Annotated in this window: 11 protein-coding genes; 10 read left to right on the top strand and 1 reads right to left on the bottom strand. The window is 33.7% G+C overall.

The annotated features are described in order from the left end of the window. The first annotated feature begins 189 nt into the window (after positions 1-189). From thrS to B2745_RS15985, 8 genes are all read left to right on the top strand, one after another. Complete coding sequence (gene thrS / locus B2745_RS16020; protein ID WP_304068760.1) at positions 190-2,115, top strand: threonine--tRNA ligase; 1,926 nt, start codon at positions 190-192, stop codon at positions 2,113-2,115. A gap of 29 nt (positions 2,116-2,144) precedes the next feature. Continuing rightward, positions 2,145-2,690: a translation initiation factor IF-3 gene (infC, locus tag B2745_RS16015; protein WP_026904408.1), complete on the top strand. Its 546-nt coding sequence runs from the start codon at positions 2,145-2,147 to the stop codon at positions 2,688-2,690. Positions 2,691-2,721: 31 nt separating this feature from the next. Next, positions 2,722-2,922: a 50S ribosomal protein L35 gene (gene rpmI / locus B2745_RS16010; protein WP_026904407.1), complete on the top strand. Its 201-nt coding sequence runs from the start codon at positions 2,722-2,724 to the stop codon at positions 2,920-2,922. Between the two features lie 74 nt (positions 2,923-2,996). Then, positions 2,997-3,341, top strand: a complete 345-nt coding sequence (gene rplT, locus B2745_RS16005) for a 50S ribosomal protein L20 (protein WP_026904406.1) — start codon at positions 2,997-2,999, stop codon at positions 3,339-3,341. A 295-nt stretch (positions 3,342-3,636) separates the two neighbouring features. After that, the gene (locus tag B2745_RS16000; protein WP_304068757.1) at positions 3,637-5,274 is read left to right on the top strand and encodes a response regulator; all 1,638 of its coding nucleotides are present in this window, start codon (positions 3,637-3,639) and stop codon (positions 5,272-5,274) included. Between the two features lie 160 nt (positions 5,275-5,434). After that, positions 5,435-6,121 carry a DUF4397 domain-containing protein gene (locus tag B2745_RS15995; protein ID WP_304068754.1) on the top strand — a complete coding sequence of 229 codons (687 nt, stop codon included), beginning with the start codon at positions 5,435-5,437 and terminating at the stop codon, positions 6,119-6,121. A 232-nt stretch (positions 6,122-6,353) separates the two neighbouring features. Continuing rightward, entirely contained in the window at positions 6,354-8,510 is a 2,157-nt protein-coding gene (gene pnp / locus B2745_RS15990) for a polyribonucleotide nucleotidyltransferase (protein ID WP_304068751.1), read from the top strand. A gap of 200 nt (positions 8,511-8,710) precedes the next feature. Beyond that, a complete protein-coding gene (locus B2745_RS15985; protein WP_304068748.1) occupies positions 8,711-10,015 on the top strand; it encodes a Gfo/Idh/MocA family protein in 1,305 nt (434 codons plus the stop codon). 2 nt (positions 10,016-10,017) lie between these two features. Here the strand turns inward: B2745_RS15985 and B2745_RS15980 are convergent, their stop codons facing one another. Beyond that, positions 10,018-10,563 carry a YceI family protein gene (locus B2745_RS15980; RefSeq protein ID WP_304068746.1) on the bottom strand — a complete coding sequence of 182 codons (546 nt, stop codon included), beginning with the start codon at positions 10,561-10,563 and terminating at the stop codon, positions 10,018-10,020. An 84-nt stretch (positions 10,564-10,647) separates the two neighbouring features. Between B2745_RS15980 and rpe the strand changes: the two genes are divergently transcribed. Beyond that, on the top strand, positions 10,648-11,319 hold the full coding sequence (gene rpe / locus B2745_RS15975) for a ribulose-phosphate 3-epimerase (protein ID WP_304068743.1): 672 nt from the start codon (positions 10,648-10,650) through the stop codon (positions 11,317-11,319). Next, a complete protein-coding gene (locus tag B2745_RS15970; protein ID WP_304068740.1) occupies positions 11,312-13,735 on the top strand; it encodes a TonB-dependent receptor in 2,424 nt (807 codons plus the stop codon). Before rpe ends, B2745_RS15970 begins: the two co-directional genes overlap by 8 nt. The last annotated feature ends 91 nt before the right edge of the window (positions 13,736-13,826 follow it).

Genomic DNA, 13,826 nt, shown 5'->3' with positions numbered 1-13,826 from the left:
GCTTTTTTGTGATTATCGGATTCCCTAATTAATTTCTTTTATATTTTATAGAGACTCCATAAAAAAGTTGAATTTCCACCTATAAAGTAAGTCGCTTTTCAAAAAAAACATCTATTTTCACGGAATCTTTTAGCACTCTTTTGTATAAGTGTTTTTTACATAATTAACGAATATAAATCATAGTTGTACATGATTAAAATTACTCTTCCCGATGGTTCTATAAGGGAATATGAAAAAGGAACCAATGCTCATCAAATTGCCTTATCTATTTCGGAGGGCTTAGCCAGAAACGTATTAGCCGCCGTAGTAAACGGCGAAGTTTGGGATGCTTCAAGACCTATTGAGCAAGATGCGTCTCTGAAATTATTAACCTGGAATGATGCAGATGGAAAATCTACTTTCTGGCATTCATCCGCTCACTTGTTGGCAGAGGCTTTAGAAGTTTTATATCCAGGAACAAAATTTGGTATTGGACCGGCTATAGAAACAGGTTTTTATTATGATGTTGATTTTGGAGACCATCAGATTTCATCTGATGATTTTAAAAAAATAGAAGATAAGATTATCGAACTGGCTAAAGGTAAGTTTGAATATATCAGAAAATCCATTTCTAAGGCAGAAGCTTTAAAGTATTTTGAAGAAAAAGGAGATGAATATAAATTAGATTTAATCAAAGACCTTGAGGACGGTAAAATCACTTTCTATACACAGGGTAATTTTACTGATTTATGCAGAGGGCCGCATATACCAAATACAGGATTCATCAAGGCTGTAAAGCTGATGAACGTTGCAGGTGCTTATTGGAGAGGTGATGAAAGCAGAAAGCAGTTAACCCGTATTTATGGCGTTACTTTTCCTAAGCAAAGCGAGCTTACCGAGTATCTTCAAATGATTGAGGAAGCCAAGAAAAGAGATCACCGTAAGCTAGGCAAAGAATTAGAGCTGTTTACTTTCTCTGAGAAAGTAGGTATGGGCTTACCTTTATGGTTGCCTAAAGGAACCGCTTTAAGAGAAAGATTAGTTAATTTCTTACAGAAAGCGCAGCAAAAGGCAGGTTACGATCAAGTTATAACCCCTCATATTGGCCATAAGAATTTATATGTAACCTCCGGGCATTATGATAAATATGGGGCAGATTCTTTCCAGCCTATTAAGACTCCACAAGAAGGTGAGGAGTTTTTCTTAAAACCGATGAACTGCCCACACCATTGCGAAATTTATAAAGCTAAACCTAGGTCTTACAAAGATTTACCCGTAAGATTGGCCGAGTTTGGTACTGTATACCGTTATGAGCAAAGTGGTGAGTTACACGGTTTAACCCGTGTAAGAGGCTTTACGCAAGATGATGCTCACTTATTTTGCAGGCCAGACCAGGTTAAAGAGGAGTTTAAAAAAGTAATTGATTTAGTTTTATATGTTTTCAAGGCTTTAGGTTTCGAGAGTTATACAGCTCAAGTTTCTCTTAGAGATCCTGAGAATAAGACTAAATACATAGGTTCTGACGAAAACTGGCAAATGGCAGAGCAAGCCATTATTGAAGCTGCAGAAGAAAAAGGATTACCAACCGTAATAGAGCTAGGTGAAGCAGCGTTTTATGGGCCAAAACTAGACTTTATGGTTAAAGATGCTTTAGGTAGAAAATGGCAACTAGGAACTATACAGGTAGATTATAATTTACCAGAAAGGTTTGAGCTCGAATATACCGGAAGCGATAATCAAAAACACCGTCCGGTGATGATTCATAGAGCACCTTTTGGATCATTAGAAAGGTTTGTGGCTGTTTTAATCGAGCATTGTGCTGGAAATTTCCCATTATGGCTTACACCAGAGCAATTTATAGTTTTACCAATTTCAGAAAAATTTGAAGATTATGGTAAAAAAGTTTTAGAATCTTTAAATAATTCCGATATTCGCGGTTTGATTGACTTGCGAGATGAAAAAATTGGAAGGAAGATTAGGGATGCTGAAATCAAAAAATTACCTTATATGCTGATTATAGGTGAGAAAGAAATGCAAGAAGGCATGATTTCTGTACGTAAGCATGGCGAGGGAGATAAAGGAAGTATGACTTTAGAAGAGTTCCAAAATCATCTTCAACAAGAAATCATTATTTAAATAACTGGAGGACTATTATTAGACCAAAATTGAATCCGAATAACAGAAGCAGAAGAACCACAGAGCCGGCTCATAATATCAATAGACGTATTAGAGCCAGAGAAGTTAGGGTAGTAGGCGAGGATATTGAACAGGGCGTATACCCTATAGAAAAAGCATTGCAGATGGCAGAAGAGTTGGAACTTGACTTAGTTGAGATTTCACCTAATGCGAATCCGCCGGTATGTAAAATTGTTGATTATAATAAGTTTGTTTACGAGCAAAAGAAGAAACTTAAAGAAATCAAAGCAAATGCAAAACAAACTGTTATTAAGGAGATCCGTTTTGGCCCTAATACCAGTGATCATGATTTTCAATTTAAATTAAAGCATGCTGTTAGCTTTTTAGAAGCAGGTGAAAAAGTAAGAGCTTACGTTCACTTTAAAGGTAGGGCTATAGTTTATAAAGAGCAAGGAGAAATTTTGTTGTTGAAATTTGCTCAAGCTTTAGAAGATTATGGAAAAGTAGAACTTCTTCCTAAGTTAGAAGGAAAGAGAATGTTCTTAACAGTTGCGCCTAAAACGTTAAAAAAATAAATATCCACAGGTTAAATTAAAAAGCATAATTATGCCAAAAATGAAAACCAATTCTAGTGCAAAAAAGCGTTTTTCGCTCACTGGAACAGGTAAAATCAAAAGAAAGAGTGCTTATAAAAGTCACATCTTAACTAAGAAGACTACGAAGCAAAAACGTAACTTAACTCATACTACATACGTGAATGATGGAGATATGGGTAATGTTAAACGTATGCTTTGTATCGGAAAGTAATTAATTTATTAACCAGGTATCCGGTAGTAAGAATTCTGAAATACGAATCGCCGTTTATCAAAATCATTTAAAATATGCCACGTTCGGTTAACGCAGTTGCGTCAAGAAGAAGAAGAAAAAAAATCTTAGGTTTAGCCAAGGGCTACTGGGGTTCAAGAAGTAAGGTTTATACCATTGCTAAAAATACTGTTGAAAAAGGTTTGCAATATGCTTTCCGCGACAGAAAAGTTAAAAAGAGAGAATTCAGAGCGTTATGGATTCAGCGTATTAATGCTGGAGCCCGTCAGTATGGTATCTCTTATTCTCAATTAATAGGGAAATTAGCTGCAAAAAACATAGGTTTAAATAGAAAAGTTTTAGCTGATTTAGCAATGAATCATCCTGAAGCTTTTAAAGCTATTGTTGATACGGTAAAATAAAAAAAAACACGTTTTAGGATGATAAGGAAAGGGAATCAAATTTATTTGGTTCCTTTTTTTTATGGAATAAATTTTAGCTGTCGCTTTTTAGTTAAATTATTAACTGTTTTTTCTAAAATATTATTTTCAAAATTGAATAAATACTTATCTTAGTGAAGTAGCTCTCATGAAGAATCTCTCAATTGTAAACTGGTCTTTAAATAAGCTGCTTTCTACAGAATCAGATTCCTTGGAAAGGGCTAAAATAAAAATTCTATTTTCTTTACTCATACTATCTCTTTCTAAGGTAATTGTTGTGATTATTACAGCATGGTACTACCAACAAGATTTTCAGTTAAATCGGTCTGTAATTTTTGGTGTTATTTATCTTATACTTTTTAAACTTTTACTCTCTAAAAAAATTAGTATTTCTAAAACTAGCCATTTTATGGTTTGGGTGGGTCTTGTTGTTATTTGGTCTAATATATTCATAAAATCAGGTAGCTTAAGTTTGGTTATTATCCAATTTATCTTTATGCTTATCATGAGTAGTTTTTATCTTATAGGCTCTAGAGTTGCACTTATTGCTTCTATATTAGCTTGTCTTCCAGTAATGATAAACCTGCTTTACGATAATAAAGTATTCTCAAATAAATATACTTCAGATTTTGTAGCTTCTCCAGGTTATGAGATTTTAGTAATATTAAATTTTCTCACAGTTATTATAGCTCATTATTTTTTTAACGAAGCGTTTAAAAACAATATGAGTATACAAAAAGAACTTAATAAAAAGCTAGAAATAGCAGTTGAAGAAGCCAATAAAGCTGCACAATCTAAATCAGATTTTCTTTCTGCGATGTCTCATGAATTAAGGACGCCATTAAACGCAGTTATAGGAATGACGAATTTGTTTCTTTCTGATCCTAAAAGTTATGACCAGCAAGAAAATCTAAAAATACTACAATTTTCATCTCTTAATTTACAAGCTTTAATAAACGATGTTTTAGACTTTAATAAGTTAAATTCTGATAAGCTAGGTTTGAATAATATCAGTTTTAATTTATACGAACAGGTACAGAATATCTGTGCTACTATGAAATTTCAGTTTGAGGAAAAGAAAATCAATTTAATGATTGATTTGGATGAACAGTTGAAGTCTGTTTTCATAATTTCAGACTCACTGAGGATAACTCAAATCCTATATAACTTACTTGGTAACGCTTTAAAATTTACTGCAAAAGGTAATGTTATGATTAGTTTAAAGATAATTGATAGGAGCCAAAGTTATATAAAAATTAATTTTGCTGTTGCTGATACTGGTATAGGAATTACCAAAGATAAGCAAGAAATTATTTTTGAACCTTTTATACAAGCATCATCTACTGTTTCAAAAAATTATGGTGGTACTGGATTGGGCCTGGCGATAGTGAAAAGATTATTACAGCTTTTTGAAAGTAGTATTAGCCTAGAAAGTCAGCCCAATTTGGGTTCAAAATTTTTCTTTAATATAAATTTTAAAATTGGTGATGCAGGCTTAGTAACAGAAGTTAAAAATACTGATATTTTAAAAGAAGATTTAAGTCATCTTAAGATATTAGTAGCGGAAGATCATGTTATGAATAGGTTATTGCTTAAAAAGGTATTAAATAAATGGAACAACCAACCCACTTTTGCAGAAAATGGACTTGAAGCTATTGCCAAACTAAAAGAAGAAGATTTTGATATTATTTTGATGGATTTATATATGCCAGAATTAGATGGTTATCATGCAGCTCAGTTTATCAGGAATATGCAAGACGGTCGAAAATCTCGTATTCCTATATTAGCGTTTACCGCATCTGTTTCAGATACATTAATTCTTGATATTAAAGCCGCAGGTATGAATGATTGTTTAAGTAAACCTTTTGACCCACAAGAGCTTTATCGTAAGATATATTTTTTAGTTAATGTATAATAAAGAAAACATCCGTTTTTGCATCTAGCTTAAAATTTTTGAAAAAAAAGTATTTAGTTGGTTATAAATTTAATTTTTAATAGTAAGATTAATTTTATAACAATAGAAAATTTAGGTTTAAAATTTGTTTACCTAGTTATGTAACCATTAATATATAACTATGAAAAAGAACAATTTTTTTAAGCAAATTTTAAGCGGATCATTAATTTTAGCATTAGCTGTAGGTTTTACTTCATGTAAAAAGGATGATGTAGACGAAACTGGATCAGCGAGAATTAAAGTCGTAAATGCATCATCAGCATCAAATGCACAAAGCGTATTTTTAGCTAATAATGCCATTATTCAAGGAGGATTAGCCTTTAGTAATTCTTCAGATTATATCACCACAAATTCTGGTAATAATTTAAATTTAGAATTTAGAAATGAAGGTTCTACAACGGCTTACGCTAGCGGAAGATTTGATGTTGATAATGGAAGTTCATACACGGCTTTCTTGGCAGGAGATGGTCAACAAGCTAGAGTTAAACTTTATAAGGATGATTTAGCTGCTCCAGCTGGCGGACAAGCGAAGGTAAGGTTTGTTCATTTAAGTGATGCTGCTCCGGCTAATGTAGATATTAGAAGAAATTCTACTACTAATCTAGCGGCAAATTTAGCCAGAGATAATGCTAGTAATTTTATGAATATAGAGCCAGGGATTCTTTCTTTACAGGTTTATGCTGCTGGCGGAACAGAAAACTTAGGTACATTTGATTTAAGTGCCTTTGCAGAAGGAAAAATTTATACTGTTTATATTACAGGGTCCACTGCACAAAACATTACAGTGAGGCAAATTACGCATAATTAGAAAAAATGAATATTTGAATAAGGCCGGAATTTTATGAAAATTCTGGCCTTATTTTTTTAAAAAATCATCATAAAAATAGGTGAAACGTAGAGGTTTCGTTAATTATATAATCTCAAAAAATGAAATCTTATATCAGACTTCTTAAAGCAATAATCTCATCATATAAAAAAATCTCGCACCACACTGAATAACAGATATAAAAGACTATTTTTGTGCCGATTAAATAATAAATATGAGTTTAAATGTTTTTAAAAAGTCGATTGATTTAGGCGATGGCCGTATCATTGAGATCGAAACTGGAAAATTAGCTAAGCAAGCAGATGGTTCAGTAGTAGTGAAACAAGGTGATACCATGCTTTTAGCCACTGTTGTTTCAAATAAAGATGCAAAAGAAGGTGTCGACTTCCTTCCTTTATCCGTTGATTACCAGGAGAAATATGCGGCAGCTGGTCGTATCCCTGGAGGTTTTTTACGTCGTGAAGCCCGTTTATCTGATTATGAAGTTTTAATTTCTAGATTGGTAGACAGAGCTTTACGTCCATTATTCCCAGAAGATTACCATGCTGAAACGCAGGTAATGATTTCCTTAATTTCATCAGACAAAAATATCATGCCTGATGCATTGGTAGGTTTAGCGGCTTCTGCAGCTCTTGCAGTTTCTGATATCCCTTTTAATGGCCCAATTTCAGAAGTTCGTGTAGCTAAAATTGATGGCGAATTGGTTATCAATCCTTCTCGTTCTGATTTGGAAAGAGCAACTTTAGAATTTATTGTTGCCGGTTCTGCTCAGGATATTAACATGGTAGAAGGTGAAGCCGACGAAATTCAGGAAGCTGAATTGGTAGAAGCTATACAATTTGCACACGCTGCTATTAAAGTTCAAGTTCAGGCTCAGGTAGAGTTGGGAGAGCTAGTTGGTAAAACTGTAAAAAGAACATACAGCCATGAAAATAGCGACCTAGAATTAAAAGCTAAAATTACGGCTGATACTTACGATAAAGTTTATGCTGTAGCAAAATCTGGTGCAAGTAAAGACGAGCGTTCGGCAGCTTTTAAAGCTATTCAAGAAGAAGTTTTGGCAGCTTTAGGTGAAGATGCTACAGAAACTACTAAATTTTTAGCTAAGAAATATTTCCATGATGTTCAGTATGATGCTGTAAGAGCTTTATTATTGAATGAAGGTATCCGTTTAGACGGACGTCATACAAAACAAATTCGCCCTATCTGGAGCGAAGTTGGTTATTTACCTTCTGCTCATGGTTCGGCTGTATTTACACGTGGCGAAACGCAATCTTTAACTACCGTTACTTTAGGTGCTAAAGATGATGAGCAGTTAATTGATGGTGCTTTCATCAACGGTTATAACAAATTCTTATTACATTATAATTTCCCTGCTTTTTCTACTGGCGAGGCTCGTCCTAACCGTGGTGTGGGTAGAAGAGAAATTGGTCATGGTAACTTAGCTATGAGAGCTATTAAGAAAGTATTACCTGGTGATGATGAGAATCCTTACACCATCCGTGTAGTTTCTGATATCTTAGAATCTAACGGTTCTTCTTCCATGGCAACTGTTTGCGCTGGTACATTAGCATTAATGGATGCTGGTATCAAACTTAAAGCACCAGTTTCTGGTATTGCTATGGGTTTAATCTCTGATGATAAAACGGGTAAATACGCTATCCTTTCTGATATCTTAGGAGATGAAGATCACTTAGGAGATATGGATTTTAAGGTTACAGGTTCAAGAAATGGTATTACAGCTTGCCAAATGGATTTAAAAGTGAATGGTTTATCTTACGAGGTTTTAACAGAAGCGTTAAACCAAGCTAAAGAAGGTCGTTTACATATCTTAGGTGAGATGGAAAAAACCATGTCTGCTCCTCGTGAAGATTACAAGCCACATGCGCCACGTATCATCAGTATGGCGATAGATAAAGAATTTATTGGTGCTGTAATTGGACCAGGTGGTAAAATCATCCAAGAAATGCAACGCGAAACAGGTGCTACTATTTCTATTGAAGAAAAAGATAATAAAGGTATCATCCAGATTTTTGCTGATAATAAAGACTCGATAGACCAAGCAGTTAGAAGAATCAAAAACATCGTAGCTAAACCAGAAGTTGGCGAAGTTTACGAAGGGAAAGTAAAATCTATCATGCCTTTTGGTGCTTTCGTTGAAATTATGCCAGGTAAAGATGGTTTATTACACATCTCTGAAATAGATTGGAAACGTTATGAGACTATGGACGGAATTTTCCAAGTAGGAGATGAGGTAAGAGTTAAATTACTAGATATTGATAAGCAAGGTAAATTAAAACTTTCTAGAAAAGCTTTATTACCACGCCCACCTAAGCCAGAGGCTGCTCCTGCAGAAACTCCTCAAGCTTAAAAAGTATATTTTTTTGATTTTTACCCGCTCTGTTTATGATAGAGCGGGTTTTTTTATTTTGTAATTTTAAAACAGATAATAATTTCTATATTAGATACCATCCATTATTAAACCAGAGTTTGATAAGCATTTTATGAAGATTATAGCATATTAGCGCATTCTTATAAAAGTATTTTATCAAATCTCATCAGAATATATACATGAAAAATCAAGAAAAGGAAATAACCAATGTTTCCAGACGTAAGTTTTTAGCAAGTGCAGCTACATTGTCGGCATTTATGATTGTGCCACGCTTTGTATTAGGTAAAGGATTTGTAGCACCTAGCGATAAGATTAATTTAGGTTTTATTGGTGCCGGAAAGCAATCTATGACCTTAAGGCGGGCCTTTGCTGGTCAGGAGCAAGCGCAGATAGTGGCAGCAAGCGATGTTTATAAAAGAAAACTTGATTTTTTTGCACAAGAAATTAATAAGTTTTATGCTGAGAAAAAAGGTACCACTCAGTATAAAGGTTGCGATGTATACGAAGATTATGAGGAAATCATCCAAAGAAAAGATATTGATGCAGTAGTCATCATCACGCCAGACCATTGGCATGCGGTGCAGGCTGTTGCAGCAGCTAAGGCAGGTAAAGATATTTACTGTGAAAAGCCATTATCCCTTACTATTGAAGAGGGAAGAACCATGGTAAATGCAACACGTAAATATAATCGTGTTTTTCAAACAGGAAGTATGCAGCGCTCTTGGGATGAGTTTAGGCAAGCAGTTGCTTTAATTAGAGGTGGTTATATTGGTGAGTTAGATAATATTAAGGTAAGTGTTGGACCACCACCGCAGGCTTATAATTTACCTAAAGAAGAAATTCCGGCAGATTTAAACTGGGATAAATGGTTAGGGCCTAACAAAGATTATAGCCATTTTAATGAAAAATTAAATCCAGATATCAATTCTTTTTGGGCTAAATGGAGAGATTATAAAGAATTTGGTGGCGGTATGGTTTCAGATTGGGGTGCTCACATGTTTGATATCGTACAATGGGCTTTAAATATGGATCATAGCGGGCCTGTTGCTGTAACTCCGCCAGATGAAAATCATAAATTCTTAACTTTTGAATATGCTAATGGTCTAAAAATGACGCATGAGAATTTTGGGATTAACAATGCCATTCAGTTTAATGGTAAAGAAGGTACTGTTGTTGTGCAACGAAAAAAGTTAGAAGTTAACCCTTCATCATTACAAAATAAAGAAATTGATACTAAAAGCTTAGGCATTTATCATAGTACCAACCATTATCAAGACTTTTTAGATGCTATCAAAAATAGAAGTAAACCTATTTGCGATGTAGAAATAGGGCATAGAACTGCTAGCGTTTGTAATATAGCAAACATTGCTTACGAACTAAAAAGACCATTGAAATGGAATCCTGAGAAGGAGTTTTTTATAAATGATCAAGAAGCGAATGAGTTAAGAGGTAGAGCTTTTAAAAAAGGATTTAAATTAACTTAAATTTAGCCGCTAATTTTATGGAGGACGCCATTAACAGTTACTTCAATCTTTTCGCCGATAGGCTTTGTCAAGATTTTTGGAGGCTCGATTTTAAAATCTCTTGTATTTAATATAAAAGAACTGTTAACGCTTAATTGATTCTTTAGAATGGTGATTTTGCATGGTATAATTTGATTAACTTCAGCGCCATGCAGGTTAAATTTGCCTTCTACGTAAATAACGTAAGTACCATCAGGTTTATCAGATAAATTATCTTTAAAATTACCTTTAAAGCTAGCTAATGGATGTTTATCACTTTCTATGTATTTCTCATTAAAGTGTTGTTGCATTAAAGCCTTTTTAAAGCTAAAAGAAGTCATTTGTATAGTTACTTTTACTTCCTTACGTTTTAAATCAAAACTTGCATTTGCGTAATTGGTAAGTGCATCAATATCGGCAACAGGTGCGGCAGCATAAAAATGAACAGATAATTTATCAGTTTTAAAAATTTGTCCTTTTGTTTGGAGATTTAAAAAAATGATAAAGAAAAAGAGAACGTTATATTTCATAAAGTGATGATTTCTTAGACAAGATAAATACATTTAGCTTATGATTAAAGTTTTAAAAGAAAGCATATTTATTATATTTGAATCATGAATCATTTAATTGCACCATCTATCTTATCTGCAGACTTTGCCCATCTTAAACAAGATATTTTAATGCTTAATCATAGTGAGGCAGATTGGATACATGTAGATGTTATGGATGGCGTTTTTGTACCTAATATCTCTTTTGGTTTTCCGGTAATTGCAGCAGTTAAAAATTATGCATTAAAACCTTTAGATGTGCATTTGATGATTACCAATCCAGACCGTTATCTGGAAGATTTCCAAAAAGCAGGCGCCAATGTTATTACTGTCCATTATGAAGCTTGCAATCATTTGGATAGAACCATCCATAAAATTAAAGAATTAGGTTGTAAAGCAGGTGTTGCAATTAATCCTCATACACCGGTTTCTTTATTGGAAAATGTGATAGAAGAATTGGACCTAGCTTTAATCATGACGGTTAATCCGGGTTTTGGCGGACAAAAATTTATTACAAATAGTTACCATAAAATACAGCAGTTAAGGGCAATGGCTGATGAGAAAAATCCTAAGTTATTTATAGAAATTGATGGCGGCGTAAGTAATCATAATTCTTTAGCTTTATTAAAAGCAGGTGCCAATGTGCTGGTAGCAGGTAACGCTATTTTTGCTGCCGAAGACCAATTGCATGCTATTGCAGAGTTAAAGCATATATCTCCTGATACTTTCCATGCGTAGTTTTCTTCTGGCTATATTTTTATGCTTCTCTGCAAATATCTTTGCACAGCAAACCTTAAGGCTTTCTGGGAAAATAAGTAATGCACAATCAGAATCTTTAAGTGGTGTAGAGATTAGTGTGAAAGATTTAGATGTCAAAAAAATATCTAATATCAAAGGAGAATATCTTATCAACTTAAAACCTGGAAATTACACGTTAACTTTTTCATTATCAGGATACAATACAAATATTTCTAATCTTAAATTAGAGAAAAATACCGTTCTTAATGTTGTTTTGGTGAAAGATAAACAAATGCTTGATGTAGTGGTGGTAAACGACCAAAGTACTAGGATAGAAGGAATGACCGGTATAAATGCCCGTAATTTTGAGCTATCTCCTAATGTTGCTCAAAGTTTTGAGGCGATGTTAAAACAGCTACCCGGCGTTTCTACCAATAACGAATTAAGCTCTCAATACTCTGTACGTGGAGGTAATTTCGATGAGAACCTCATTTATATCAACGATGTGGAGATTTTTAAACCTTATTTAGTGCGAAATGGACAGCAAGAAGGTTTAAGTTTAATTAACCCTGATTTAATATCTAATGTTAAATTTTCTGCCGGAGGTTTCTCAGCTCGTTATGGCGACAAGCTATCATCCGTTTTAGACGTAAATTACAAAACACGAGATACGACTGCAAGTGTCATCAGTGTGGGTACTAATGGTTTGTCTGCAAGTACTTTTTTCGTACAAAAGAAGTTTAATGTAGCACTAAGTTTTAGAAATAAGAGAAATAGATTTGTCCTTAATGCCCAACCTATTAGAGGTAGCTACGACCCGCGTTTTTACGATTTACAAACCCTTGTCAATTACAAAGCAAATTCACGTTTAAATGTAGAATTTTTAGGTATTGCCAACAGCAGCGAGTTTAGTTTGTTGCCGCAATCCAGAGAAACTACTTTTGGTACTTTACAGCAAACTTTAAGATTAAGGGTAAATTATGAGGGGCAGGAGATAGATCAATATACCAACTTAGTGGGAGCGCTTACTTTTAATTATAAGCTTAACGATAAAGCCAAGCTTAAATGGATAAATTCTGCTTTTATCATGTCTGAAAGAGAGAATTTTGATATAACTGGTTCTTATTTATTTGATGAAGTAGAAACTGATTTTTTAGGAGGCGGTTTTGGTAACGTGGTAACAAACCGTGGTATAGGTGCTTTTCAAGATTATGGCAGAAACCAAATGGATGCTCGTGTTTTAGCTAGTGATATCAAATATTATTTTTCTAAAAATAACACCCACTGGGAAACCAGTTTAAGATTTCAGCAAGACTATATCAAAGATGAACTTTTAGAGTTTAATTATTTAGATTCTGCAGGTTATACCTTGCCAAATGATAATACGAATGGTTTTCCGCTGTTTGATTATCGTAATGCAAGCAATACCTTAACTACTAACAGGATTTCAGGATATATCTTAAATACATCAGATATTGGCGAGCATTTTATTTTAGCAAGTGGCTTAAGGTTTAATTATAATAGTTTCACCAAAGAGTTTTTACCTAGCCCAAGGTTGGTATTAACCTATAATCCTAAAAAGGAAAAAGACATTATTTATAGATTTGCTAGTGGTTATTACGTTCAAACGCCTTTTTATAGAGAGCTAAGAGGTTTTGATGGTCAGATAAATCCAGATGTTAAATCGCAAAAGTCTTTACATTTCATTGCTTCATCAGATTATAAATTTAAATCTTTTGGAACCAATTTGAGGTTCAATACCGAAGTTTACTACAAAGCCTTATTACAACTTACACCTTACGAGTTAGAAAATCTTCGAGTAAGGTACAATGCTGGTTTAACCTCAAAAGGATATGCTGCTGGTTTAGATTTTTCAATCAGTGGCGAGTTTGTGCGGGATTTAGAATCCTCTTTTAGACTTTCTTTGATGAAAACAGAAGAAGATATCAACGGTGATTCTTTCACCAGAACAGATGCCAATGGAAATCAGCAAGTTGTTTTTCCAGGCTTTATCAAAAGACCAACTGATCAACGCGTAAATTTCTCTATATTTTTTCAGGATAGGTTATTCAACAGCCCAACTTATAAGGTTCATTTAAGTTTACTATATGGCTCCAGATTACCAAGTTGGCCACCTAAAACCAATAACTTCACCACAAATTTTACCATACCACCATACAGAAGAGTAGATATAGGTTTTTCTAAGGATATTTTAGATAAAGAAAGTATTAAAAGATTTAAATGGTTTGATACCTATTTCAATTCTTTTATCGTTTATGCAGAAGTGTTTAACTTACTCAATATCAATAATACAGTTTCTTACTTATGGTTAACAGATGTTAATAATAACCGTTACGCAATTCCTAATTTTTTAACATCTAGGCAGCTAAATTTTAAGATTATTGCAAAATTTTAAATTTACCCGTTAGAAACGTTTTATTGTTTTAAATTTGAAGCTTAAAACATCAGTAATAAACAGTGGAACTAAATTTTAAACATCTTAATCA

The sequence above is a fragment of the Pedobacter glucosidilyticus genome (assembly GCF_002483235.1).
GTDB lineage: Bacteria > Bacteroidota > Bacteroidia > Sphingobacteriales > Sphingobacteriaceae > Pseudopedobacter > Pseudopedobacter glucosidilyticum_B.
This window is presented reverse-complemented; position numbering and strand designations above follow the sequence as displayed.

Coding starts and splice junctions, on each gene's coding strand:
- B2745_RS15980 (WP_304068746.1), bottom strand. CDS start 10,563: ATGAAATATAACGTTCTCTTTTTCTTTATCATTTTTTTAAATCTCCAA.
- B2745_RS15985 (WP_304068748.1), top strand. CDS start 8,711: ATGAAAAATCAAGAAAAGGAAATAACCAATGTTTCCAGACGTAAGTTT.
- rpe (WP_304068743.1), top strand. CDS start 10,648: ATGAATCATTTAATTGCACCATCTATCTTATCTGCAGACTTTGCCCAT.
- rpmI (WP_026904407.1), top strand. CDS start 2,722: ATGCCAAAAATGAAAACCAATTCTAGTGCAAAAAAGCGTTTTTCGCTC.
- B2745_RS15995 (WP_304068754.1), top strand. CDS start 5,435: ATGAAAAAGAACAATTTTTTTAAGCAAATTTTAAGCGGATCATTAATT.
- B2745_RS15970 (WP_304068740.1), top strand. CDS start 11,312: ATGCGTAGTTTTCTTCTGGCTATATTTTTATGCTTCTCTGCAAATATC.
- thrS (WP_304068760.1), top strand. CDS start 190: ATGATTAAAATTACTCTTCCCGATGGTTCTATAAGGGAATATGAAAAA.
- rplT (WP_026904406.1), top strand. CDS start 2,997: ATGCCACGTTCGGTTAACGCAGTTGCGTCAAGAAGAAGAAGAAAAAAA.
- pnp (WP_304068751.1), top strand. CDS start 6,354: ATGAGTTTAAATGTTTTTAAAAAGTCGATTGATTTAGGCGATGGCCGT.